Genomic DNA, 25,593 nt, shown 5'->3' with positions numbered 1-25,593 from the left:
CCAATCGCTCCAGAGCAGCGCATTAATTTTATATTGTTTCAAATTGATTTATACCATTTGATTCATTTCGTCTTATTTAGACTCAGCTTGCTGCCCTTGTTCTTGCAATCTCAGGTGCATTCTTGCCGTCCTCTTGTTAAAAGCATAATTTTCAAGATGTTACCAAGAAATCCGCCAAACAATGATCATCTGGTACGCTGCGTGCAAAAAGACTTGTGAGGGCAAGAACACGCGGATGCACAGCTCAATACGTCGTGAAGCACACGAGGAGGTTTTGTATGAAACGGATTCTGGAAAAAATCGACACTTTGTTGATGGCCAGTGTCATGGCTGAGGCCAACGCCCATGAACTGGGCAGGCAGTATCTTCGCTCCGGGGCATACTCAGAAAGCAGCTCCCGGCAAGAAAGTCTGCAGGACTTTTTATCCAACGTAGGCCTCGATTCTGTGCAAGTCTACTACGGAATCGCCAGGTTGTAATCATTCCTAAAGGAGCAGCTCATGAAAAACATTAAGGTTTTGCTGGTCGACGATGAAAAGGATTTCGTCAACTCTTTGTCCGAGCGGATTCAAATGCGGGAGCTGGACTCCAAGATCGCTTATGACGGGGAACAGGCCCTGGAGCTGGTTACAGACGAAATCCCGGATGTGGTGGTTCTGGACTTGCGCATGCCCGGCATCGATGGGCTGGAGGTACTGGAGCGGCTCAAAAAGAAGTACCCCAAGGTCCAGGTCATTATTCTCACCGGTCATGGTTCAGACGAGGACGAGAGAATATCCAAGCGCCTTGGGGCGTACGACTATCTCCAGAAGCCGGTCAGCATCGACAAGCTCATCCGTTCTATCAAGGGCGCGTATCAGAACCTGCAGGACACCATGAGTGCAGCAACCTATGCAGAAGCTGGAGACATGAAATCGGCTCGCGAAATGATGGAGAAAACACGAAAGAAATAATAAAAATGAGCAAAAGGCACGGGTGACGGGCATGAAGGTTCTTCTGGCGGGGACGAACCTCGGATTTCTTGATCATATGGCCGAGATCCTGGCTTCTAAGGTTGAAGAGATTCGACAGGTCACAAATGAAATTGAGCTCGAGGCCTGTTTGGTTAAGAGTACTGACGTTGTCCTGCTCGATCTCTTCGACCTCAAGGCCAGAGGAATTTCCTTTATGCAGCGCATCAAGGCTGCCCAGCCCTGTGCCCAGATTATCTGTTTGATACCCAAGGGAGATATCAAGCTGTCCATAACCGCCATGCGAAACGGGGCCTTTGATGAGCTTCAATCTCCCTTTTCCTGGCCAGCCCTGCTCTCAAAGCTGTCTGCAGCCCACGAAGAGAAGGCCAGAGTGGAAAAAAAGAGCGGATTTTGGAGTTCGGTTCAAGACCATTTTGTTGCCGGAAGCCTGGCCCAGATAGCCGGGCCGGACATGGGTCGAAATTGGCTGCACGCAGAGACACGAAGCAAGAGGAAGAAAAGCGCTCGGAACAGTGCGGCTCAGAATCCCGATCCCCAGGAGGAACAATGAAGAGCGTTTCCGTGCAGGACCTTATGATCCCGCTGCATGAATATGCCACTGTGCACGAGGAGGATCTTTTGCATCAGGCGGTCCATGCCTTGGAACAGGCCCAGAAGAACTTTCTGGCCGCATCAAAAGAAAGGCGCTATCCCCATCGGGCTGTCTTGGTGGTCAGCCAGGATGAGGAAGTGGTGGGCAAACTGAGTCAACTGGATATCCTCCGTTCCCTGGAGCCGAAATATGATCAGCTTGTTGACTCCAGAGCTATGAACAGAACAACGACTAGTGGATTCAGCCTCTCCTTTCTGCGCAGCATGGTCTCGGACTATGGGCTTTTTGACCGCCCTCTGGTTGACCTGTGCCGGAAAGCAGCTTCCATCAAGGTCAAAGACTGTATGCTTACGCCGGACACTGGAGAGTTCGTTCACGTGGATGATACGTTGGAATTCGGGGTGCATCAGCTTATTGTAGGCCAACACCAATCCCTTTTGGTCCTGGAGAAAAAACGCATCGTGGGCATCCTCAGACTTGTTGACGTCTTTCATCAGATTGCCGAACTCCTACAATCCTGCGCTATTACTCCTCCTCAAGGAGAGTGAACATGAAGATACGAGTACTTGTTGTTGACGATGAAGAGCAGTTTGTGCAGCAGCTCGCGGAAAGGCTCCGCCTCCGGGACTACGATGTGAACACGGCCTTAAACGGCGATCAGGCCCTGAACACAATTCAGCAGTACAACTTTGACGTTGTCATCTTGGATGTAGCCATGCCGGGAATTGACGGCATCGAAACCCTCCGGGAGATAAAAAACATTAAACCGTTGACCGAAGTAATTATGCTCACAGGTCATGCCACAGTAGAATCGGCCATTGAAGGCATGAAGCTCGGTGCCTTTGACTACTTGATCAAGCCGACAAACACCGAGGATCTCGTGATGAAAGTCAACAGCGCCTATGCGCGGAAAGCAAATCACGAAGAACGCATCCGGCAGGCCAAAGCGAACGAGATCTTCTCATCGCCTCTCTCAGTTTTTCGTGACAAATAATTAGATATTTCAGAGCATTATAAAACTGGCCCTGGCCAGAACAGGTGAAGTGCGTCCAAAGTCAGGCCTGACCGGCGCCTTGCAGGATACGGAGGAATCACAGCATGAGTCACGATGTACACACTGGCAGCGGAGCAGGCATTTTGTCCAACAAGCTCCTCTGGCTTGGCATAGGCACTGCTTTGTTCGTGTTTATTGGGTTTGTCCTGCCGACTCCGCAGAGTCTGGTTACCATTGTTGCTGACAATGGATTCGCGGATCAAATGCAGAAATGGGGAATCGCCGACTCTCCGGAGCAGGCTGCCCAAAAGACAATGACTGTTCTGGGCATTATCCCCATGGCCATTATATTTTTTGCCACTGAAGCCATCCCCATCGGTCTGACCGGCCTCCTGATGCCTCTATTGGCCTATTTTCTGGGCCTTTTACCCAAACAAATGATCGGGGAGACATTTGCCGGAGACGCGCCCCTTTTCCTCCTCGGCGTCCTGGCCATGGGGGTGGTGGTGGTCGATGTGGGCCTGCACAAACGGCTTGCCACCTGGATCCTGGGGTGGACCAAGGGATTTTATGTCCCTGTGTTTGTTCTCTGTGTCAGCATGGCAGTGATCGGATCGTTTATCTCCGCCCACGCCATGTGCGCCTTCATGACCCCAGTGATGATGGCCGTGTACTTCGGCGCTGTTGCAGCCAACAATTCCACCGGCCGTCTGGAGCACGATCCGGCCCTGGCCAAGTTTCTCCTCTTTACCCTTTGCTTTGCCCTGAATGTCGGCGGCGTCGGCTCACCGGCAGCCGGGGGGCGCAATGTGATCATGATGGGCTTCTGGGAGGGATATGATGTACCCATGGATTTCTTCACCTGGATGAAATACGGATTTCCCATGGTTCCCATCCTGGGGCTTATGGTTGCAGTGTACATGCTTCTTTTCTTTTCCCGCAAGATCAAGCACAAAGATCTAACCCCTGGATTGCGGGCGATGAAGGACGAAACCAGGCGCATGGGCCGGATGAAGTACGCGGAGTTCGTCACTCTGGGCATGCTGGTGCTCATCCTCGTGCTCTGGATATTCGGCGGTCACGACCTCGGCCTGGGGGGGCCAGCCCTTCTGGCCCTGCTCATTCCGGTTATCTTTCGGGTTACAGAATGGCGAAAGATCTTAAACGGCATCTCCTGGGATGCGTGGTTCATGTATTGCGGGGCCTTGACCCTGGGTGCCCTGCTCAAGGAAAGCGGGGCTGCCCTGTGGCTGGCCCAAAGCGTTCTCTCCTCCTTGAACTCCATCGGAATCAGTGAGGGCTTTGGGCTGTGGGTCGGCCTCTCCGGTTTCTCCGGACTGATGACCAATTTCATGTCCGATGCCGGAACCACCGCCCTCCTGGGGCCCATCGTCATCCCCATCGGGGTTATGTCCGGACACATGGCCGAACCGTGGGCCTCCGGGCTGGCCGTGGCCTTCGCCACCTCCTTTGCCCATTTCCTCATTGTGGGCACCCCGAACAACGCGATCGTCTACGGCCTGGGCACGTACCCGGATACCGGAGAACGGGTCATCGCTCCGATCGACTTCGTCAAGTACGGGCTGCTGCTCTGGATCCTTTCCCTGCTTGTGGTCTGGATCATCGGCTTTTTGGGCATCTATCAGGTCATAGGTTTCCCGGAAGGGATTTTGGACACGGCCAGGGCAGTGCTGGAAAGAAACAATATGTAGCTGAACTCGGGTCCCGGCCGGCGGCGGACGGAAAAGCCGCAGCTACCGGGCCCCCGATTCAGTGCAAAGGACGGTATATGCATGCATCTCAGCCTGCGCCAAAGAATCTTCGCTTTGATCACCAGCATGGGGCTCATTACTGTCGTCTGCGGCTGCGCCATTCTCTGGTATACGCGCTATATCGACGATGCCGTGAACACCGTGGTCCAGCAGGAGGTCAAAGCATTCAGGGCAGTCCAGGAAATGCAGGTTGCGCTGCTGCGTCAAAAGGAGATCGAAACTACTTCCAGAGTGGTTGGTGAACAAAAACAGCTCCGGGAGCTGGGCACCTATCGGCAAATTTTCCTGGGCTCTCTTCAGCAGGCTGCAGAGCTGGCCCAAACCCCGGAACAAAAAAGGATGCTGGGGCTCATTGAATCCGCATACACTCGATACATTGAGCTCAAAGATCGAGACCTCCAGCAATATCCCCCCCAGGGAGGTGGTCAGGACAGCTCCGGGCTGCGCACTGATCAGCGGGCCCTGTTCCTGGAGGTCCAAAACAAGTGCGAAACCTACAAGCAGATGCAATGGAACCACATCCGAGAGGCCAGACAGGAAAGTGAAACACGGACCGAGTCGCTGCGGATAATAGCTGTTTTTGCAATATGCTGCTTTGTTCTTCTCTCCGGGTTCTTGGCCCTCATTCTCTACCGCCAGATCTTGGACCCCATCCGGCAGTTGGCCTATGAAACCGGGGGGAAAAACCGTGAAGACGAACATAACGAGGTCCAGTCCCTCAGTTCCAGCCTGCATCGATTCCTGGAGGACTTTGATTTCGCCCACAACGAGTTGACCAGGAGCAGGGAACACCTGGAGCAGGCGGAAAAGATGGCCTTGGTGGGCAAGTTGGCGGCAGGCATGGCCCATACCATCCGCAACCCCTTCACCTCCATCAAGATGCGTCTGTTTTCCCTGAGCCGGAGCCTGGATCTCTCGGAGAACGACAAGGAGGATTTCGATGTTATATCCGGAGAGATCACCCGCATCGACAACATCGTCCAAAATTTCCTGGAATTCGCCCGCCCCCCCAAGCTCAAGATGCAGGAATGCCGCATCCAGGACATTGTCCAATCCGCCCTGCAGCTGCTCAAGCACCGTTTGCAGTCCCACAACGTGCAGGTCCATTTCCATCCAGGCAAAGACATTCCCTTGGTCTGGGCCGATCCGGAGCAGCTCAAAGAAGCCCTGATCAATCTGATCATCAATGCCTACGAATCAATGACCGGAGGAGGATGGATTGAAATCACCCTTAAAACGCGAAAAACGGACGAAAGCAACCAAACTGCGGTCATCTGGATTCAGGATAACGGAGAAGGCATCTCCGCCGCTATCCAGGATCGAGTCATGCAGCCATTTTATACCACAAAGGAAGACGGCACCGGCCTCGGTCTGAGTATCGTCACCCGGATTGTGGAAGAGCATGGAGGGTCCATGCAATTCGTCTCCAGGCCGGGACAGGGGACAACTTTTGAGATTGCCCTGCCGGCCAAGGAGGACAGCCATGAACAAAATTCTGATCATTGACGACGACGAGCAGCTTAGCAAAAGCTTTGCCAAGATCCTGGCTCAGGAAGGGTATGCCACTGAACAGGCCTTGTCCGGTGAAGACGGACTCCAGAGGATTCGAGCCAAGCGCCCGAACCTGGTGGTCCTGGACGTTCGTCTCCCGGGAATGAGCGGCATCCGCACCCTGGAACGCATTCATGAGCATGACCCGAAGCTGCCGGTGATCATCTGCACCGCGTACGGGACCACGGAAACCGCTATAGAAGCCATAAAGATAGGAGCCTTCGACTATATCTACAAGCCATTCGATGTCCCGGAGATGCTCAAAACTATTGCCAACGGGCTGGAGGCCGGCAGGTTCATGGCCACCCCCGTAGAGATGGACCCAGAACCTGCCCAGACCAGGGAAGAGGCGATTATCGGCCGGAGCAACGTCATGCTGGGTGTGTACAAGGCAATCGGCCGGGTTGCCTCCACTGACGCCACTGTCCTCATCAGAGGAGAATCCGGGACAGGCAAGGAACTCGCGGCACGGGCCATCTACCAGCATTCAAAACGGGTGAACCGGCCGTTCCTGGTCATCAATTGCGTGGCCATTCCGGAAAATCTCCTGGAAAGCGAGCTTTTCGGATATGAGAAAGGCGCCTTCACCGGGGCCGTCCACCGCAGGGTAGGCAAAATCGAACAGGCTCATCAGGGAACTGTTTTTTTGGACGAAATCGGGGACATGCCCCTCTCCATTCAGTCCAAGCTCCTCCGCCTGCTCCAGGAACGAAGTATAGAGCGCTTGGGAGGCAGGGACGTCATTCCAGTCGATGTCCGGATTCTGGCCGCCACAAACCGGGACCTGGAGCAGGCCGTAGCTGATGGACGCTTTAGAGAGGACTTGTATTACCGGCTTAAGGTAGTCACAATCACCATGCCCCCTCTGCGGGACAGGCTGGAGGACATTCCGACACTGACCGAATATCTGTTGGGCCGCTTCTGCATGGAGATGGATCTGGACAATCCCGGGGTCAGCCCCTATGCCCTCGAGGCCTTACAGACCTACCGTTGGCCGGGAAACATCCGCGAGTTGGCCAACACCCTGCAGAAGAGCCTGATCTTCAACCGGGGCATGCCCATCCAGGCCGAGGACATTTCCTTTCCCGCCACCGAGAGCACGTCCTCCGCAAAGCCTTACTCTACAGAGGAATCTGTGCTAGGTTGGATCAAAAACATGTTCCATACCAAGCCGGACAACCTGTTCGATGTATGCATGGAACAGCTGTCGGCCCTGGTGATCAAGGAAGCACTGTCTCTCACTAAGGGCAACCGGTCCCAAGCGGCAAAGATTCTGGGCATGTCCCGGCCCACCCTGCACTCTAAGATGGAAAAGCTGGGAATTACTGTCGAATCCACTGTGAACAGCACGTGATCTCCCGATCATGAATGTATCCCAGGCACCACTCCTCGCCCGCCCCCCGGAGACGACATGCTGCACACTGAACAGCGTAGGCCATATACAACGGTTATTACCGGAGCTTCTGGATTCATCGGCCGCCATGTAACCCTGGCCCTGAGCAGGCATTGCCGTCTGTATTGCCTGGCCCGGCGCAGCCAGACCGAAGCGGACATTCCCTGCTCTTCCCAGATAAGCTGGATTCAGGGGGATATTGCGGACAAAGCGCAAATGGAGCAAATTGCCGAATATATTCATTCCCAGGGCGGAGCGGACTGCGTCCTTCATTTGGCCGGGTATTACGATTTCAGCCAGCAGGAAAACCCTGGATATGAAGCGACCAATGTGACCGGCACCAGGAACACCCTGCAGCTGGCCCATACAATTCAGGCCACACATTTCATATTCTCCAGCTCCCTGGCTGCCTGTGAGTTCACCCCTCCGGGACATGTTGTGGATGAATCCACACCGGTCTCAGCCCAGTTTCCCTATGCCCGAAGCAAAAGTCAGGCTGAACGCATCATCCGCGAACACAGAAGCGACATGCAGGCATCCATCATCCGCCTGGCTGCCGTCTACAGCGACTGGTGCGAATTCCCCCCGGTCTATTCCCTTCTGGAGACCTGGCTCTCGGGAACAATCGTCTCCAGAGCCCTGGGCGGGCGGGGAAAATTTGCCATCCCCTACATCCACATCAATGATGTGATCGCAGCTGTGATCAGAATAATGAACAAGGCCAACCAGCTGCCGGCTCTAGGCGTCTACAATGTGAGCCCGAATGGGGCTACTTCCCATCAGGCCCTGTTCCGGGCTGCGACCCAATACTACTTCGGCAAGGAACGCAGTGCATTCCATGTCCCCAAGCACCTTGCCTGGGGGGCCCTGCATCTCCAGTCATGTTTTTTCCGGCTCCTGCACAAAGAGCCCTTTGAACGCCCCTGGATGGCCAAGTACATCGACAAGCAGCTGAACGTCCGGGCCGATGCCACCTATCAAAAGCTCGGGTGGCGCCCCACCCCCAGATATCATATCCTTCGCCGCTTGCTCTTTCTGGCTGAAAACAAGAGGGCTCACCCCAACACCTGGCTCTTCCGCAATGAACGCATGATAACCCAGCGCACCCCTCAGCGCCGCAGCCTGCTCATCCACCGGACCCTGCAGGAAAACCGGGAGAGAATTGTCTCGGAAGTCGTGGACAAATTGATCGCCGGGAAACAGAGGTCCAAGTTCCCTCACCTGTCGAATGCCCCTCATTCCTCCCTGCACTGGTTTACAGATTTCATCTTTCAAATGGTCAATTTTTCCATCAAGACCAGGGACCGATACATCCTGTCCGAGGCGACGCAAGCCATTACCCCCTATTGTTATGCTCAGGGATACACCCAATCAGAGCTCAAGCATTATATGCATATATTTCAGGAGACGCTGAAAAAATACCTCCTGGCCCAGCCCAACCTCGGCCACTTTGCGGATCGCATCCATGACTTTATTGACTTGAACCTGCAGTTCATCGTTGATGAGATAGAAGACGATTACGAAACCATGATCCACAACGAGTCCTCCGGTATGCAGGTCAAGCAAGCTTCGCCCCAGGCTGATCTCAAAGAGATATTCCGTTTCGCCCATCGAGTAGAAAGCCTCTGCGGCGAGCCGGTTATGGAGCCGGTTCTTGTTCCACCCCCTGCCCAGGAAAAACCGTCATAGCATGAACCGGAACAGACGGACTCCGGCACGTCTTGACCAAGACCGGAGGTCACCTTTCACTGTCCGGAAGACACCATCTTTTGCCAGACTGGAAATTTTTTCGACACCGGCGTAACCATTCAGACCCCTTTGCACCAATATATACAAGCAACAGCCTGTCCTTTCTCCTCACCATCCTGTGCATCCAAATGCGGACCAATAGCCGTGTACTTTGTGTCCGCTGAGAACGCCCCAACGGACCATCAGAATTCTGCACGGCTTTGGCCCACAGCACAGTTCTTGGTACAGGACTTGCTTAATTATCCATGATGTCCCGCACAGGAGGTCCACTCATAGCCCCATTACCTCCGCCTGGGCCGGTACTGCGAACACCCAGTCCCTCCCCAGGGCATTGGATGGATCTTTGCATATAGGTTTGCTCTTTAGGAGAACGCAATGTCTATCTTCAACCTGGATCGGGTTTTCGCCCCCAAATCCGTGGCCGTAATCGGGGCTACAGAGCGGGAGGGAAGTGTCGGCCGCACTGTGCTCCAAAACCTGCAACAAGCCAAATTTCCGGGAACTATCTATCCGGTCAATCCCAGAAGATCCACTGTCTTGGGGCTTCGGTCCGTACCCGCGGTCCAGGATATTGCAGACGGCATAGACCTGGCGGTGATAACCATCCCCATTGCCCAGGCACCGGAAGCAATTGAACAATGTGCGGCTGTGAATTGTGCCGGCGCAGTCATCTTGTCCTCCGGCGGGAAAGAATTGGGGCACAAAGGGCTGGAGATCGAAAGCAAGATCAGGTGCGCGGCCGCCAACGGCGGCGTACGGATCATCGGCCCCAACTGCTTGGGGATCGTCAACACCACTGCCAGGTTGAATACAACCTTCGCCAACCAGACCCCGCTGTCCGGAAAACTGGCCTTTATCTCCCAAAGCGGGGCCATATGCACAACCATTATGGACATGGCCAGGCGGAACAGTATTGGGTTCAGCTATATCGCCAGCCTGGGTTCCATGCTGGATGTGGACATCGGGGACATGATCGATTTTTTGGGCACCCGTTCCTATGTCTCCAGCATCGTCATGTATGTGGAGAGCCTGTCCAACTTCCGCAAGTTCATGAGTGCAGCCCGCTCCGTGGCCCGGGTCAAGCCGATTGTCGTCCTCAAGTCCGGGCGCAGCGAGGCCGGAGCCCGGGCGGCCAGATCCCATACCGGAGCCATGACCGGGGTGGACGCAGTGTACGACGCCGCCTTTGAGCGGGTGGGCATCGTCCGGGTCAAGACGTTCGAAGAACTCTTCGACTGTGCAGAGCTTTTAGCCAAGCAGCCCAGACCCCCAAGCCCCAGGCTGGCTATTGTGACCAATGCCGGGGGACTTGGGGTCATCGCTATAGATGCCTTGGCCGATTATGGACTGGAGCCTGCCCAGCTGTACCCGGAGACAATTGACAAGCTCAATCAGGTCCTGCCTGAGCACTGGAGCCGAAGCAACCCTGTGGACATCCTGGGCGATGCTTCCCCGGAACGCTATCGTCGGACTGCGGAAGTCCTGATGCATGCAGAAGAGGTCAAAGGGTTGCTGTGCATCCATGTCCCGCAAGCCATATCCAAGCCTCTGCATGTGGCCGAAGAGCTGGTCGACGTCTTTGCCGGCACCAAGTTCCCTGTATTCACGGCCTGGATCGGGGGCGAGGAAAGCGTCCAGGCCAGACGCGTCTTTCACAATGCCAACATCCCCACCTTTGACACTGCTGAACGGGCAGTCCGGGCCTTTATGGACCTCTATCGCTACGACCAAAACCTGGAAGCAATCCAGGAAGTCCCTCCCAAGCTCCCCCGCAAGCTGGATGTTGACCCGAAAAAGGCCGAGGAAATCATCCGCACAGGATGCGAAAGCCGCACTCCCTACTTGACTGAACTCGAAGCCAAGCACTTGCTGGCCGCCTATGGTCTTCCGGTCAATACAACCAGATTGGCCCAGAGTTCGTCCGAAGCTGTGCACCTGGCTCGGGAAATCGGATATCCGGTGGTCCTCAAGATTCAGTCCAAGGACATCCTGCACAAAAGCGAAGCAAAAGGCGTCCAGCTTAATCTTCGAAACGATGCAGAAGTGGTGGAAGGATACAAGGATATACTGGCCAGTGCTGCACATTACAACCCCAGGGCCTGCATTGAGGGGGTTACTGTGCAGCGAATGCTCCCCAAGCCGGATTACGAGATCATCTTAGGAGCCAGAAAAGATCAGGACTTCGGGCCGATTATCATCTTCGGCATGGGCGGGATCTTCACCGAAATCTACCAGGACCGATCCATTGGCTTGCCGCCCCTCAACCGTCTGCTGGCCAAGAAGATGATGAAGCAGACCAGGCTGTATCGTCTGCTTCAGGGATATCGAAGTATCCCGGCTGCAAACTCCCTGGCCCTGGAAGAGGCCATGATCCGCTTGGCCCATCTGGTCTCCGACTTTGCATACATCGAGGAGCTGGATATCAACCCCCTTATCTGCATGGGCCAAGAAATTATAGCCCTGGACGCCAGGGTGGTTCTCAATCCAGAACCAGCGGTGCCCACCCCGTTTCATCTGGTTATTAGCGCCTACCCCAACCAATATGAAAGCTATGCCACGACCAAGAACGGGCTGGACATCTTTATCCGTCCCATCAAACCTGAAGATGCCCCTCTGCTCACCGATTTCTTCAAGACCCTCTCCCAGCAAACCGTGTACTTCCGTTTTTTCCGTCCCTTGAAACAGCTTCCTAAAGACATGCTCGTCCGCTTCACCCAGATTGACTATGATCGGGAAATTGCCTTGGTCGCCCTCCACGAATCAGAGGGCGGAGAAGAAATGCTGGGAGCGGCCAGGGTGATCAAGGAGCACCATGCCAACAGCGGTGAGTTTGCCGTATTGGTCAGCGACTCGTGGCAGGGTCAGGGCATCGGAGCGGCTCTGCTCAAAACCTGCCTGACCATTGCCCAGGAACGAGGATTGCAAAGGGTCTGGGGATGTGTCCTGTCCGGCAACACTCAAATGCGGGCTTTAGGCAAAAAACTGGGATTTGACATCAAACGTGACCAGGGAACCACTGATTATATCTTGAGCATTGACCTCCAGCATGTCGATCTGGTCGGAGAAAAAGCCACACCTCAGGCACAGCCATCTCATGTATCGGACCTAAGGACATAACAAGACTCAACTGCAAAAAGTCGAAGACTGGGGTTAAACGCACAAATTAAAATTTGCAACTGTTTGATTTCACTCAAAACTTTCAACTTAACACTTAACACTGCCTGCAAAAACATATTTTTTGCAGGCCCATCTAACAAGCACACCATATTCAGCAAAAAGCGTCTAGCTGCCGCTTCCTCCGACACCTAAGCAGCCCGAAGGAGCTTTTACCCATGCCCCATGCCGGTTCCCATACCTCTTCTGTCCAACAGAACCTGTCTGTCGATGTGTATATCGCCAACAAGCAGGGGTTGCACTTGCGGACCTCCGGCCGCTTGGTCCAGCTGGCCAATGCCTATAATGCTAAAATCACCCTGACGTGCGGAAACAAAAAGGTAAATGCATCCAGCGTGCTGGATATTCTTTCCTTGAGCGCCGGCCAGGGGAGCTGCCTGACCATTCAGGCCGAAGGTCGTGATGCTGGCCCGGCCCTGCAGGAGATCACCCGTTTTTTGGGTTCACAGGAACTCTAGCCGCTGCACGGCCTGCACACCTCCAGACAAACCTCCATGCCTACGGGGACGTAGGCACGCCTGCGCTAACGAAGCATGAAAAAAGGATCCGGGCAGACACAAGGTCTGCCCCTACGGTGCAAAATACACTTGGGGGGCGAAGCTTGTCTGCGCCCGAAACCGATTCGTGTAACTCCAATTGATTACACCGGTTTTTTCATACAAAGGCATTCCTCATGATGGCTTCCGTCTGTCTCTTTGTTACCGACCGGAACACAAATGCCCGTCAGCTCATGCACCGCGAACTTCTGCGCGACGGATACAAGGCCTTTCCAGTCTGTACAGTTCAGGAGCTAAAACAAAAGTTGCGCAACCTTTCCTGCGACAAGACTGTGCTGATCCTTGATCCGGAGTGGACCGAAGATCGTTTGGATGATTGCCTAGAGAGCATCCGACGGATGTGCCGGATGACCAGGGTCATCATTCATTTCCGTTCAAATGATGGGCCCAAACTGCCAGATTGGACCCGGCGGATTGTGCACAAGGCAGAAAATGTTCAGGAGCTTCGGCAGATACTGCTCCAACCCAGCTGCGAACATGAATAGCCACCGGCAAAAAGCTCATTTTCCAAGGTGTAAAAAAACCAGACAGCATCCGCACCATCTTGTTGACCTCCTAGCTAAAACAGTCAACAACGTCCTGCATTTCCAACATGTTACGCTCCTGCTGCCCAATCTTTGAATTGGCATCGGTATTGCTTTTCATAGAGTAGGGGCTTTCGTGGACGCTTCTTTGTCTGTATCCAGGGTCCATTTTATGCCCCTCATTTTCCACATTTGTCCGAAATGCCGGGAACAGAGCGGATACTATATATGCAATGCACTCAAAGAACGGAGGAAAGGCAATGAAAGGAAAGACTTCGTGGGCCCGAAAGCTCTATCACGGAATGTATGCCGCAGCCGAGCATCAGGCCAGATGGGATTATGAAACATCCATGACCATTCTGCGCAGCCGCAAGCGACTTTGTATCCTCGGCCTGCTGCTCATCCCCGCCCTCCTGGTCTCTGTCTCCCTGGCTGCGGATATCGGCCCCCTTCCGGAGATTGTCGGGGGGCACAAGGCCTATGCCCCAGCCTACTATACACCATCTATCTTTGCCGTATCCATCCTCATCGGGCTGGCCGCTGGCTTGATCACCGGCTGTATCGGAGCCGGCGGCGGATTTATCATCACCCCGGCCCTGATGAGCGCTGGGGTAAAGGGAATTTTAGCCGTGGGCACAGACCTTTTTCACATCTTTGCCAAGGCCATTATGGGCACCACGGTGCATAAAAAGCTGGGCAATGTCTCGGTCAAGCTGGCCTTGGCCTTTCTCATCGGCTCCTTTGCCGGAGTTTTTGGGGGCGGGATACTCAACAGGCTCATCTATGAAATCAACCCGGTACTGAGCGATCTGTTTATCAGTATCGTCTATGTCGTTCTGCTCGGCTTTCTGGGCTCGTACGCCCTCCTGGACTTCCTTAAGCTGCGTAAGGCCGGTGACGCCGACAGCGCTTCGGCCCATGCAGGCAAATCCAAACCCTCCAGTACGGGTTCAACCGCCCTGGCCGCCAAGCTGCAATCCACCCATATCCCGCCCATGATCACCTTTGACGAGGACCTGGTCCCGGGCGGAAAAAGGATTCCCGCTCTCTTTGTGGCCATCTGCGGCGGCGCGGTAGGGTTTCTGGCCGCCATCATGGGCGTGGGCGGTGGGTTCGCCACCTTTCCCATGTTTGTGTACATCCTGGGGGTCTCCTCTTTTACCACTGTGGGCACGGATATCCTGCAAATCATCTTCACTGCCGGCTTTGCCTCTATTTCTCAGTACGCCATTTATGGCTTTATTTTCTATACCCTGGCCATGGGCATGCTCATCGGATCCCTTTTGGGCATCCAGGTCGGTGCCTTGACCACCAAAGTGGTCAAAGGAATTTACATCCGCGGCTTTTATGCCACCGCCATTCTGGCCGGTTTTCTGAACCGGCTTTTTGCCTTACCTGGAAAACTGGGAGAGATGGAAGTCATCCCCATTTCTCACGGCTTGACCCAGATCTTAAACGGTATCGGAAATATTGTCTTTTTTGTGATCATCGGCTTTTTCGGAGTGTGGGTCTTTACCAAATTCCTGAGCAATCTTCCCGCTCTTCGGGAAGAAACAACAGCAAGGTCATAGCCCCATACATACGGGACCCAAATCCGAATGGAGGTAGACAGATATGATCGTTTACGACAAGAAGCACATGACCTGGGGTGTGGTCATGACCGCCATCTTTATCGGCATACTTTGGTTTATGTTCTCCAACGCCTTTGAAGGCCGGAGCCCTGGAGAGAAAATCAACGCCTTTGAGGCCTCGGACAATCTCTTCAACTCCATAGCCAAGGACTCCACGAACTATTTTCCCACTCTTTTAGAGGAAAACGAGAAGTTCTTGGACCACAGCATCAGCCTAGAACTCAACCTGCCGGATGAGGCTTTAGCCGAGAAAGGCAGTCAGCTGCTCCAGGCTGCAGGGACTTCAGCCCAGGCCGAGGGGACCCGAATCAATGTTCAGGGACAGCTTGGCCACATTCTCAAAGCCGCGCTGTTCGACTCTCAAGACCTGTTCAACAATCAGGAGCAGCAGCTGACGAACAAGTATGGCCTGAAAGGGATGAAGGTGATCTATGTCTGGTGGCATATCTCAAATGCCCTGGAAAAGAGCCTGATGAAGGCCAGCGATTTCAAAGCGGCCAAGTTTGTGAGCCGGGCCAATAAGCGCGGGGTAGAGGTGGGCTATAATTTTTACGGCATTCCCAGCCAAAGCGCTACAGATAAGGCCGGGCTCCTCACTTTTTCCCTGATCTTTTATATCCTGTATACCTTGTGGTGGGGCTTTGCCATCTTCTTTCTTTTCGAAGGTCTGGGCCTACGCATGAGTTCTGGAGCCAAACAAGAAGTGTAAACAAGAAGCCTTCATCCCATCTCCTTCCTCCTTATCCTCTCCTTTGAGGCCGTACGGCCTCAAAGGAGAGGATAAGGCCGTTTGGTCTTGCATCCTATTGTCAACAATTTCAGTTGAATCCGGCCTGTTCTGGAACTCGTATGAAACAAGAGTCCAGAAGAGATATTTATGCCTCGCTCTGCTCGGCCTTGTGGGCGAAGACAAGCTTCGCCCCTACGAATTCAACCACGACTGGGGTAACAGCCGTTTTTTCGTTACGAGGGTCCCCCCTCGTAACGTCTTTTCTTGGGGCTCCAGCCCCCTTCTACACCATCTCTGTAGAGCCTGAGACCAGAGAAGAAAAAAACAGATGGCCGGAGCCATAAGACAAAGACGTCCCCAGGGAGGACCCTGGGGACGAAGAAAAGGTACAAAAGGGCGAATGATTATTCGCCCCTACGACATGCTGATCCATACGTTTCATACTCGATCAACCCGGCAAAACGTTTTTTGGGCGCTTTGGCCCCAAAATAGGTCAGATTTGCCGGAGGCAAAGCTGACTACTAAAACCTGAACACCTCTGGCAACCTCTCCTTATGCTGGTGATGCTTGGTTCAAGTCTACGTATCAGCTCATCTTCTCTGCCCTTTATTTTATCCTCCATCTTGATTATTATTTCCTCCATGCACACGACACTCTTTACTAAATCCATGAACGCTCTTAAAAGGCGATTCCTTCCGTCCCATCAACAGGAAGAAGAGACCCAGGACGAAGCGGAGCTTAAGCGTCTGTTTCAGCAGCGGTACGCTGATTTCAGGCAGTTGCTGGCTGCCAACGTCCGGGCCATGGACATCATGAATGAGCTGGAACGGGTTCTGCGCGGAGACAAGCCCTTTGGCATAGTCTTCATCCGCTCCACCTGCACTCAGCTGCTGACAGCAGTCTTCCGGATTATCCGCTCTTTGAACCGCCTGGCCCCTCAGAGCTATAATGACCTGTTTACCGTCTATGACGATATTGAAATTAAGATTGAAAGAGTTCTGGAACAAAGAAAAAGCCGGGACTCAAGCGAGCTGGTCATATCTCTGGATAGGCTGCATGCTGGACAAACAGCTCTGGCCGGCTCCAAAATGGCCAACCTGGGAGAACTCAAACAGGCTCTGGGTCTGGAAATTCCATCTGGATTCGTGATCACCACTTCCGCATATCTGCGGTTTTTGGAATACAACACCCTCCAGGATGAAATAAATTCCAGGCTTCAGTCATCACGTTATGACCTTAATGGACACGCCCTGGATGACGGTCCAGACGACGAAACTCAAGGACGTACCTCCTGGCTGGAACTGAGCTCCCAGATCCAATCACTTATTAAAGAAGCCCCCCTCCCCCCTGAACTGAGCCAGGCCATGCAGGAAAACTTTGCTGCCCATTTTGCCAAAGACAGCGAGACCAAGTTGGCAGTGCGCAGCAGTGCCCTGGGGGAGGATGTGGCCCATTCCTCCTTTGCCGGCCAATACCGATCATTGCTGAATATAGACAGCGATCAACTGCCCCGGGCCTACAAAGATGTGGTGGCCAGCAAATATACTTTGCAAGGGATTTCCTACCGCTACCACCGGGGTATACGCGATGACAGCGTGCTCATGGGCGTGGGCTGCCTGGAGATGATCTCCACCTCAGTCAGCGGTATAATGTATACTCAGAATCCGACGGTGGAAGGGGACCAGGCGGTGATCATCACCGCGGTGTACGGACTGCCCAAAGGAGCGGTGGACGGAAGCCTTCCCACCGACACCTTTGTCCTGGAGCGCAATCAAAGCTTAGACCTTCGAGCCCAATACCTGGCCCACAAAACAGAGCAGCTTCTGTCCAGCCCCAGCCAAGGGGTGGTCAGTTCCCCAGTGCCAACCGATCAGCAGGATGAGCCCTGTCTGAGCATGGATAGATTGCAATCCCTTGCCCAAGCGGGACTGAAAATCGAGGCTCACTTTGGTTTGGCCCAGGATATTGAATGGGCCATTACTGAAGATGATCGCCTCATCTTCCTGCAAACTAGACCATTATCTTTAGGGCATAAAGATACACCTCAGGAACAAAGCAATTTGACCCCTCTCCTGCAAGGCGGCCTGACTGCCAGCCCAGGTGTAGGTAGCGGGGAAGTGTTTCATGTGGAAAACGAGACCGATCTGGTTCAGTTTCCGGAACATGCCGTTTTGGTTTCTTCCAAATCCTTGCCTCAATGGGCCCCGGCCTTGGCCCGAGCAGGAGCTATGATTACCGAGCACGGCAGTGTAGCCGGCCACCTGGCCAATATCGCCCGGGAATTCGGGGTGCCGTCCATTGTGGGACTCCAGGAAGCCGCAAGCCAGTTGTCTAATGGACAAATGGTCACTGTGGATGCCGATGCATGTAAGATCTATTCTGGACAGACAAATGGAGGCACCGCAGGCCAGCGCAAACCGCACAGGCCAATTCAGGGTACTCCAGTCTATGATCTGCTGCAAAGACTTTCCGAGCATATCCTGCCCCTGCACCTTGTGGATCCGGAAGCTCCCGAGTTTCGGGCCCGAAACTGCCGTACACTGCATGATATAACCAGGTTCGCCCATGAAAAGGCGGTCCAGGAGATGTTCGAGTTCGGGGTCCAACATCAGTTTTCCCCCCGGGCCGGAAAGCAACTGAGGACTACAGTACCCATGCAGTGGTGGGTCTTGAACCTGGAAGACGGGTTCCGGGAAGAGGTGAACGGGCGTTATGTTCACCTCAGCCAGATTCAGTCAGTTCCCATGCTGGCCTTATGGCGGGGGATAACCGCCTTTCCCTGGCAGGGTCCTCCCAGCCTGGACCGCAGAGGCTTTGTCTCGGTCCTGTACCAGGCAACCATCAATCCCGAGCTGAACGAGACCGCGGCCACCAATTTCAAGGTCAAAAACTACTTCATGATCTCCAAGGAGTTCTGCAATCTGTTCTCCAGATTCGGTTTCCATTTCTCTTCTGTGGAGGCCTTGGTCGGCACCCGGATCAGGGAGAACTACATTCGCTTCCAGTTCAGAGGGGGGGCGGCAGACTATTTCCGACGGGTGAAACGAACCCAGTTCGTTGGGGCCCTGCTCGAAAACTACGGGTTTCATGTCCGGTTACGGGAAGATGCCCTGGTAGCCAGAATGGACAATTATGAGGCGGATTTTTTGATTCAGCGGCTAAAGATCGTGGGCCACCTGATCATCCATACCCGGCAGCTGGACATGATCATGGACAATGACGCCATTGCCGAGCAGTACAGGGAACGAATGCAGGCCGAGCTGGAGGAGGTCAAGGATCTGAAGGCTTGAGGCGGGACAGACCATTTGGCTGTTCGACGCAGAAAGTGGAATTTCATGCAGAATGGAAGGCAAACGTCAAAGATCCACGGGCTCCATGCAATCCCAGATCGCGCTAAGGATGATTAGCGCTACAACGAAACTTGGGATATTTCCATCAGTTATTTCGCTGTAGTAGTATTTTCATGCTTCGTAAGCTCAAGCGGGCCTGGGTTTTGGCAGGGCATGTGGCTCAGTACGTCTCGATCTGTCTGGGAAGGGCGATCACCAGTTCTTTCCCCTGCAAAGCGCACGTCCCTTGCAGGGCAGAAACCGCATCCTGCAGACTGGTCATCTGGTCCTCTTCAGCTGCACCCGGTTCCACGCTCCAGCCGGAGACAGTAATCTGCACCCCGTCTGTAGCGTCGCGAGGCCGAAACACAATCTCGTCTCCGGCTTGACTCTGGGACATGGCCCACTCCAACGCACAAAATATGCACTGCATGCACTCAACGGGCCGAGTGTTTACATACAGCTTGGAGGCGCCCTGGTCCAGGCGCACCCTCATGCTCGCATTCTTAACCAGCCGGCTGCTCAGGGCAAATACCGCCTGCATGCTGCGGATCACATCCACCCCGTCCACTTCCTTGTCCGGAGCATGGGCCAAGGTGTTTAAGAACGTGCTCAGCTCCTGCCCCCGCAGGATCTGTTGACCAATATCTTCCAGGACCTTGCTGAAGCGTTGGGCGTGCGCGTCCAGCCCCTCCTGCTTCAGATTCAGCAAGTCGTGCATCAATCCAGTGGACTCATTGATTATGGCCAGGATATTCTTGATCTCATGGGAGTAGCTGGCCACCACCCGGCCCATGAACACCAATTGCGTATCCGGATGCCGCATATCCTTGCTGGCCGTCATGTCCGCTTACCTGCCGCTTCCTGAAGTTTGCCTATCAGCTCATCAATGTTCAGCGGCTTCATCATATAGTCCATGGCCCCGAGCTGCATGCCCTTGATCCCTTCCTCGGTAGACCCATATCCGGTAAGCAAAAGCACCGGGAGGTCCGGGTGCTGGGACTTGATGCGCTTGAGCACTTCCAGGCCGCTCAGCCCAGGCATCTTAAGATCCAAGACCACAATATGGGGCGGATTGTTTTCCACTGCGAGCAGACCATCTTCACCGTTATCTACAGTCTGCACGGAGTAGTCCCTGAGCTCAAGGCGTTCAGCCAGTGCCCCGGTGAATTCCTGCTCATCGTCGACCAGCAGCACTTTTATCCCTGTCATACAGTCCCCTCAACATTCCCGTATTTTACTGGCAGATAGACAGTAAACGTTGATCCAACCCCCTCTTCGCTGGCCACTTTAATGTCTCCGCCGAGCTTCTTGATAATCCCATAGGTAATGGAAAGCCCCAACCCGGTCCCGTATCCTTTCTTAGTGGTGAAAAAAGGTTCGAATATGTGCCGCAAAGTTTCATTGGACATTCCGCAGCCGTTGTCGTCAATGGACATGGCCAGTGTATTGTCATTGATCTCCCAGGTGCGGATCTGAATTCGCCCCTCGTGATCCTGGACCGCAGCCAGGGCGTTGCTGATCAGGTTCAGGAAGACCTGTTCCAGCTGGCCTTGATCCGAGTGGATCTTGGGCAGTTCTTCAGCCAGATCCAGCTCAATGCGGACATTGCGGTCTTCGGCCTCCTTCTCCAGAAAGCCCAGGACTTCACGCAGGATCTGATTGATATCCAGGATCTCATAATGCGTTTCCAGACGCCGGGCAAAACCCAACAGGCGATAGGTAATGCCCCTGGCCCGTTCTACAGACCTGATGATGGATGCGACCAACCCAAGGAACTTGTCCTTATGCCTAAAATCATCCGTCCTCTCCAGAACATCCTGCATTAAGCCGGCCTTTTCATTGATTATGGCCAGGGGGTTGTTGATTTCATGGGCCACACCGGCCGCCATCTGCCCGATAGAGGATAGCTTTTGACTGTGCTCCAGCTCCCGGAAAGCGAGCTCCCGGCGTTCGTCCGCCTGCTTTATTCGGCGAACCAGCGCCCCGGTCAAGCGGAATATGACAAAGGCGATGAGGATGAGACTGACGCTGAACACAACCAGCATCTGCCCTTTTAAGGCATACCAGGAGCGCAACAGGAGACTGCGCTCCTTGACCAGAAAGAGCACGAATTCCTGCTTGGAGAAATAGACATAGGAGAGAAATATCTCCCGTCCGTCTGGATCGGTCATTTCCAGAACCGTGGGCTGAAAAGACTTGGGAGGCAGCTCTATGGGGGACTTGTCCAGAACCCCGCCATAGAACTTGGACGGGGTCTGGATGATCCCTTCCTGGTTGAGCAAAAAGGCGTCACTGTCCGCCTCCAGTCCCATGGACGCGATGATGTCGTTGAAAGTATCTATGTCTATAGACGCCCGTATGACCCAGTTTTGGCCGTTCGGGTCCCGTCGCTCCACGGCCACTATAAGGTGGGGAAATCTGCGGTATCCCATGAACACATCGCTGATATACGTGCCCTTAATCCGCACTTCCTGGAACGAATGCGTGCCTGTGTAATCCTTGCCCTCCAGGTCGTAGGGCCCGACATAATTGATCTGCATCCCGCTGGGATCAATCAGACCAATATCCACAAACCCGCTAAAATTCTGCTGCATGGTATAGAAGATGTTGCTGAGCTGTCCCTCCTCCTTAAGCTGGTTGATGCTGTAGGCATTGGCGATATACTTGACTGCGCTCAGCCTCTCCTGCAGAAAGAGCTCGAATGAATGCTTGGCCTTGTTTTCCAATACCCTGAGCTGATTGACCGTCTCGCTGGTCAGTGCGCTTTGGTATTGATGGAAGTTGATCAGCAGCATAATGGACAGAGGAATCAAGGTGACCAGAAACATGAGTACGGCCATGTTCCGGCGGAGCTTGACGTACCTGTCCTCGCTGACCTGATCAGGAAGGATGAACAGGCGATGGAAAAGCTGGATGATTCTCTCTTTGGCCTGCATGTATTTCCGGTCCCCCTGCTTTCCACTGCCCCGGTTCAGCGTTCGAGCAATACAGCGCCGTTGTGGAGCCGGCCTTGTGCAAGGGCGTGCAAAGCCTGATCCACAGAGGCGATCACGGAATCAATGACCCGGACCTTTTTCCACTGCAGATAATCGAAGTACTGGCTCTCTATGCCGTTGCATAACACGGTGTCCACGTTTTCGGTAATAACCAGCTGACACATGTCCTCGGGCGAAGGGTGGGCCAGGACCAGGATCCGTTCCTGCTCGATTCCGCCCTGTTCATCAACCCTCCCAATCCATGCTTCGGTGCATAAATCGAATCTGGGAGCAATGCATTCACCCGATATTGGTATCAAAATCTTTGCCATCGCTGCCACTTTAGATATTATTTTGCAAATACAGCCAGTTACAGCAGCTGCCTTGCCCTCTACTCATCCCTCACTCCATGGACTGTCTCGATAATTGTCTATTTGATTCAATATATACTAGCTGTCTATACCATAATGTTTCATCTTGCGCCAGAGGGTGCTTCGCCCCCATCCGAGAATTTCTGCGGCCCTGCGCTTTCGGCCTTTGGCTTTATACAGGGCGTCCAAAATCATCTGCTGCTCCATTTCCGGCCAGGATTTGGCCGCGGGCTTGATCCGTTGGGCCCCTGCTTCTCCTTCTGAAGAAGGAGGCGCAGAATCTGTTTTGCCATCCTCTTCATATCGATCGAACATGTAGACCGGGAGATGGCGCAGCTCAATAACCGTTCCTGTACATATATTGACCGCAAATTCGACAATGTTGCGCAGCTCGCGCACATTGCCCGGAAAAGGGTAGTGGAGAAGAAAATTTCTGCTCTCCTGACTTAGCCCCTTGATATTTTTTTGGAACTTATCGGAAAAAAACCTCATGAAGTGATCCAGAAGGAGCTGGATATCTCCCTCCCGATCCCGGAGAGGCGGTAGCTGCAGGCGGACAACGTTAAGACGGAACAGTAAATCCTGCCTGAACTTCCCCTCCTGGACCATTGCCTGCAGGTCCCTGTGGGTGGCAGCGACAATGCGTACATCCACAAAAATTCCCTTGGCACTGCCCAAGGGATATATTGTGTGATCATCAAGAAAGGATAGGAGCTTGACCTGCAAAGACAGGGGCAAGTCTCCGATCTCGGTCAAAAAGAGCGTTCCGTTGTGCGCCAACCGGAACCTGCCTGGTTTGTTCTCTGTCGCCCCGGTAAAGGCCCCCTTTCGATGTCCAAAGAGCTCGGTTTCCAAAAGGGTCTCGGGCAAGGCCCCGCAATTAACCTTCACAAAGCTCCCTTTGCTCCTGGACGAATGCTGATGAATCATCTCCGCCAGTATATCCTTCCCGGTTCCGGTTTCCCCGGTGATCAGCACTGAAGAGTCAGTCTGAGCAATCCCAGGAACCATCTGAAAGATCTGCTCCATCTGCGGACTGCGCCCAATCAGAGCGCCAAAGCCGTAGGCTTCGCTTCGCAGGGCCTCCTGGGCCTTGGTTGCCCGCAAGTCCTCAAAAGACTCCAGCCAGCCGGCCAATTCACCCTCAGAGTCGACAACCGGAGCGAAATTGATCCGGACAGGAATCCGTTCCCGGTTGCGGTCGATTATATCACCTTCCCGACATACCGGCTCAGCATCCACTCCCATCGCGGCTAACGGACAGTGTGATCCGCACAAGCTACTGCGCAGGACATGGCGACAGGGTATTCCTTTGGCCTCCAGGCTGGAGACTCCGGTCAAGGCCTCGAGAGAACGGTTTAAAAAAACAATGTGCTTGAACCTGTCCAGCAAGGCAACGCTGACAGGGATCCTGTTCATTAGGTGGGAAAAAGGGACCGGATACTCGGCAAGACCATGGACATAAAGCTGGGGAGTTTCGGTGTTCTCATCCATGCAGTCACCTGGCTGCCCAGTCCGGCATGGCCGGACTGGGCAGCAATCATTTAATGCACAGAAATCAGTCCGCCAGCGGACATAGCCAAAATGACCGCAATAATCAAGGCGAAAACCAAGAAAATATACGGTTTCTCCTTGTTCGCGATCATCCCGACCACCGATCCCCAGGCCCCGATCACGCCGGCCAGACAGCAGATGCCGATGCCCAGCATGGCGATGGCGTCGCTCTTGGCCAGGACCTGCAGATACCAGTGCCCGTGCATGACCTCCGAATTGGCCGCCTCTTTCCAGATGACCGTTGTGTCCTTTCCGGCAAACAAGCCGTCAAGGACAACCTGAGGATCGAAAAATTGATTTATGCCGATGAGATAGAGCACTATGCCGACAATGGACACCCCCATGCCGATCAATGCGATCCAATAGGCGAACTCGCCGTAGATAATGCCCGACAGCAGGGGTTTGGGTATTTGTCTTTCTTCTGTCATCACGTCCTCCTACATCATCCCTATTGCCTTTTGTACCAGCCTGATTCCGGAAAACAGCATGACCGCAATAATCAGGTAGCGAATAAATCCGGCTTTGACCTTGAGCATGAGCCTGGCTCCGATCAGAGTGCCTACAATAAGTCCGATCATGCTGGGAACGGCGAACAGGGGGAACATGCCACCGCCCACGATATAGGGCCAAACCGCGGCCGTATCGCCAAGAGAGATCATCACCTTGCTGCAGGTTGCGGCCACTTTCAACGGGGCCATCATGACCAGATTGAACACCGGGACCATGGCCCAGCCCGCGCCAAGACCGAAAAGTCCGGAAATCAGCCCCACACCGCAAAAAAGGACCATCCCTAAAGCCACCCTGGTCAGCTTGTAGTCCACTACCTTGCCCAGAGATGCCTCGTAATAGGGCATAGCCAAACCGAGTTTAGCTGAAAACTTGTCCATGTAGCTGACTTCTGGATATTCCGATTTTCCGCCAAAAAAGATGAACAGCATGGCGATGCCGATAACGATGAGCCCCAGGGCGCCGTTTATGAAGGCTTCGCCGCCCTTGCCCATATGGGTCTGAATATATCCGGCCAGCAAGGCCCCGATCACGGCAAAGACCGTGTAGGGCACAGCCCCGGTAAACAGCAGCCGGATATTGGCGATTCCCCGGCGGAGAAAAGGCCTGGCCGCCACCAGGGCCCCGGCCATGGCCACAAACAAACCGGTGGACCGGATGATGTACGAGTCAATAGGAGTGAACCCCATGAAAAGAGGGGTAAAGATCACTCCGCCTCCGACCCCGGCCAACACTGCAAACACACCGATTGCTATACAGATGAGCAGCATGCCGATAAAAAACATCAACGGGCTCATGCCCATGGGCTCGATGCCGGAAGCGGCATGGATGGTCCCCACGCTGGCCGCAATCGCCAGGACGACAAAAAGGGTCCATCCCACCCCTTTGAGAATGGTCTTTCTTTTGGCCAGAAACGCTTTCATGCACCTTCTCCTTCACAGATCATGCATTTGTCCTTCTAAACTGGGCCGCTAAGTTCCAGGCCTGGCCGGAGCAATGTCCTCTGCAGCTTCCGAACATATCTCACCCGAAAGAAGCTGCCGGCCCAGACCTTGAGTTGCGCTGAGCTCTTTGCCCTGGATTCCATGATTCGATCACCTTACATACGTTCCATAATCACCCCCTTTCGCTCTAAATACCTCCCCAGCCTTGTGAAAATTTACACAATTAGTTTTCTTCGGTTTAATGCTTTTCGTGTTCGTTGTCAAAAAAA

At 53.9% G+C, this 25,593-nt stretch carries 22 protein-coding genes; 15 read left to right on the top strand and 7 right to left on the bottom strand.

Going from position 1 to position 25,593, the window contains the following annotated elements:
• Positions 1 to 278 precede the first annotated feature (278 nt).
• The 15 genes from N902_RS0106595 (at position 279) to N902_RS16750 (ending at position 18,931) form a co-directional block, all read left to right on the top strand.
• The gene (locus N902_RS0106595) at positions 279 to 479 is read left to right on the top strand and encodes a hypothetical protein (protein WP_027370291.1); all 201 of its coding nucleotides are present in this window, start codon (positions 279 to 281) and stop codon (positions 477 to 479) included.
• A gap of 21 nt (positions 480 to 500) precedes the next feature.
• A complete protein-coding gene (locus tag N902_RS0106590; protein WP_027370290.1) occupies positions 501 to 953 on the top strand; it encodes a response regulator in 453 nt (150 codons plus the stop codon).
• 31 nt (positions 954 to 984) lie between these two features.
• On the top strand, positions 985 to 1,524 hold the full coding sequence (locus N902_RS0106585; RefSeq protein ID WP_027370289.1) for a DNA-binding transcriptional response regulator: 540 nt from the start codon (positions 985 to 987) through the stop codon (positions 1,522 to 1,524).
• The gene (locus N902_RS0106580; protein ID WP_027370288.1) at positions 1,521 to 2,114 is read left to right on the top strand and encodes a CBS domain-containing protein; all 594 of its coding nucleotides are present in this window, start codon (positions 1,521 to 1,523) and stop codon (positions 2,112 to 2,114) included. Before N902_RS0106585 ends, N902_RS0106580 begins: the two co-directional genes overlap by 4 nt.
• A gap of 2 nt (positions 2,115 to 2,116) precedes the next feature.
• Positions 2,117 to 2,560 carry a response regulator gene (locus N902_RS0106575; RefSeq protein WP_027370287.1) on the top strand — a complete coding sequence of 148 codons (444 nt, stop codon included), beginning with the start codon at positions 2,117 to 2,119 and terminating at the stop codon, positions 2,558 to 2,560.
• 104 nt (positions 2,561 to 2,664) lie between these two features.
• Entirely contained in the window at positions 2,665 to 4,272 is a 1,608-nt protein-coding gene (locus N902_RS0106570; protein ID WP_027370286.1) for an SLC13 family permease, read from the top strand.
• 81 nt (positions 4,273 to 4,353) lie between these two features.
• Positions 4,354 to 5,838 carry a sensor histidine kinase gene (locus N902_RS0106565; protein ID WP_034622014.1) on the top strand — a complete coding sequence of 495 codons (1,485 nt, stop codon included), beginning with the start codon at positions 4,354 to 4,356 and terminating at the stop codon, positions 5,836 to 5,838.
• Positions 5,816 to 7,237: a sigma-54-dependent transcriptional regulator gene (locus tag N902_RS0106560; protein ID WP_027370284.1), complete on the top strand. Its 1,422-nt coding sequence runs from the start codon at positions 5,816 to 5,818 to the stop codon at positions 7,235 to 7,237. Before N902_RS0106565 ends, N902_RS0106560 begins: the two co-directional genes overlap by 23 nt.
• A 57-nt stretch (positions 7,238 to 7,294) precedes the next feature.
• Entirely contained in the window at positions 7,295 to 8,965 is a 1,671-nt protein-coding gene (locus tag N902_RS0106555; protein WP_027370283.1) for an NAD-dependent epimerase/dehydratase family protein, read from the top strand.
• A gap of 435 nt (positions 8,966 to 9,400) precedes the next feature.
• The gene (locus N902_RS16755) at positions 9,401 to 12,142 is read left to right on the top strand and encodes a bifunctional acetate--CoA ligase family protein/GNAT family N-acetyltransferase (RefSeq protein WP_051564389.1); all 2,742 of its coding nucleotides are present in this window, start codon (positions 9,401 to 9,403) and stop codon (positions 12,140 to 12,142) included.
• A 215-nt stretch (positions 12,143 to 12,357) separates the two neighbouring features.
• The gene (locus tag N902_RS0106545) at positions 12,358 to 12,657 is read left to right on the top strand and encodes an HPr family phosphocarrier protein (RefSeq protein WP_027370282.1); all 300 of its coding nucleotides are present in this window, start codon (positions 12,358 to 12,360) and stop codon (positions 12,655 to 12,657) included.
• 215 nt (positions 12,658 to 12,872) lie between these two features.
• Entirely contained in the window at positions 12,873 to 13,241 is a 369-nt protein-coding gene (locus N902_RS0106540; protein ID WP_027370281.1) for a hypothetical protein, read from the top strand.
• A gap of 299 nt (positions 13,242 to 13,540) precedes the next feature.
• Positions 13,541 to 14,851, top strand: coding sequence for a sulfite exporter TauE/SafE family protein (locus N902_RS0106530; RefSeq protein WP_084287939.1), 1,311 nt, complete (start codon positions 13,541 to 13,543; stop codon positions 14,849 to 14,851).
• Between the two features lie 43 nt (positions 14,852 to 14,894).
• On the top strand, positions 14,895 to 15,620 hold the full coding sequence (locus N902_RS0106525; RefSeq protein WP_027370279.1) for a hypothetical protein: 726 nt from the start codon (positions 14,895 to 14,897) through the stop codon (positions 15,618 to 15,620).
• Between the two features lie 689 nt (positions 15,621 to 16,309).
• Positions 16,310 to 18,931 (top strand): PEP/pyruvate-binding domain-containing protein, encoded by a 2,622-nt coding sequence (locus N902_RS16750; RefSeq protein WP_034622011.1) that lies wholly within the window; start codon positions 16,310 to 16,312, stop codon positions 18,929 to 18,931.
• A 220-nt stretch (positions 18,932 to 19,151) separates the two neighbouring features.
• Here the strand turns inward: N902_RS16750 and N902_RS18660 are convergent, their stop codons facing one another.
• From N902_RS18660 to N902_RS0106480, 7 genes are all read right to left on the bottom strand, one after another.
• Positions 19,152 to 19,814 (bottom strand): sensor histidine kinase, encoded by a 663-nt coding sequence (locus tag N902_RS18660; RefSeq protein WP_027370278.1) that lies wholly within the window; start codon positions 19,812 to 19,814, stop codon positions 19,152 to 19,154.
• Entirely contained in the window at positions 19,811 to 20,182 is a 372-nt protein-coding gene (locus tag N902_RS0106505) for a response regulator (RefSeq protein WP_027370277.1), read from the bottom strand. The genes N902_RS18660 and N902_RS0106505 overlap by 4 nt, the downstream gene beginning before the upstream one ends.
• On the bottom strand, positions 20,179 to 21,909 hold the full coding sequence (locus tag N902_RS0106500) for a sensor histidine kinase (RefSeq protein ID WP_034622008.1): 1,731 nt from the start codon (positions 21,907 to 21,909) through the stop codon (positions 20,179 to 20,181). Before N902_RS0106500 ends, N902_RS0106505 begins: the two co-directional genes overlap by 4 nt.
• A 35-nt stretch (positions 21,910 to 21,944) precedes the next feature.
• Positions 21,945 to 22,280: a NifB/NifX family molybdenum-iron cluster-binding protein gene (locus tag N902_RS0106495; RefSeq protein WP_027370275.1), complete on the bottom strand. Its 336-nt coding sequence runs from the start codon at positions 22,278 to 22,280 to the stop codon at positions 21,945 to 21,947.
• Positions 22,281 to 22,397: 117 nt separating this feature from the next.
• Positions 22,398 to 23,813 carry a sigma-54 interaction domain-containing protein gene (locus tag N902_RS0106490; protein ID WP_027370274.1) on the bottom strand — a complete coding sequence of 472 codons (1,416 nt, stop codon included), beginning with the start codon at positions 23,811 to 23,813 and terminating at the stop codon, positions 22,398 to 22,400.
• A 50-nt stretch (positions 23,814 to 23,863) separates the two neighbouring features.
• A complete protein-coding gene (locus N902_RS0106485; protein ID WP_034622004.1) occupies positions 23,864 to 24,301 on the bottom strand; it encodes a hypothetical protein in 438 nt (145 codons plus the stop codon).
• A 9-nt stretch (positions 24,302 to 24,310) separates the two neighbouring features.
• Positions 24,311 to 25,303 (bottom strand): sulfite exporter TauE/SafE family protein, encoded by a 993-nt coding sequence (locus N902_RS0106480; protein WP_084287933.1) that lies wholly within the window; start codon positions 25,301 to 25,303, stop codon positions 24,311 to 24,313.
• Between the last annotated feature and the right edge of the window lie 290 nt (positions 25,304 to 25,593).

The organism is Desulfovermiculus halophilus DSM 18834 (genome assembly GCF_000620765.1).
GTDB lineage: Bacteria > Desulfobacterota > Desulfovibrionia > Desulfovibrionales > Desulfothermaceae > Desulfovermiculus > Desulfovermiculus halophilus.
This window is presented reverse-complemented; position numbering and strand designations above follow the sequence as displayed.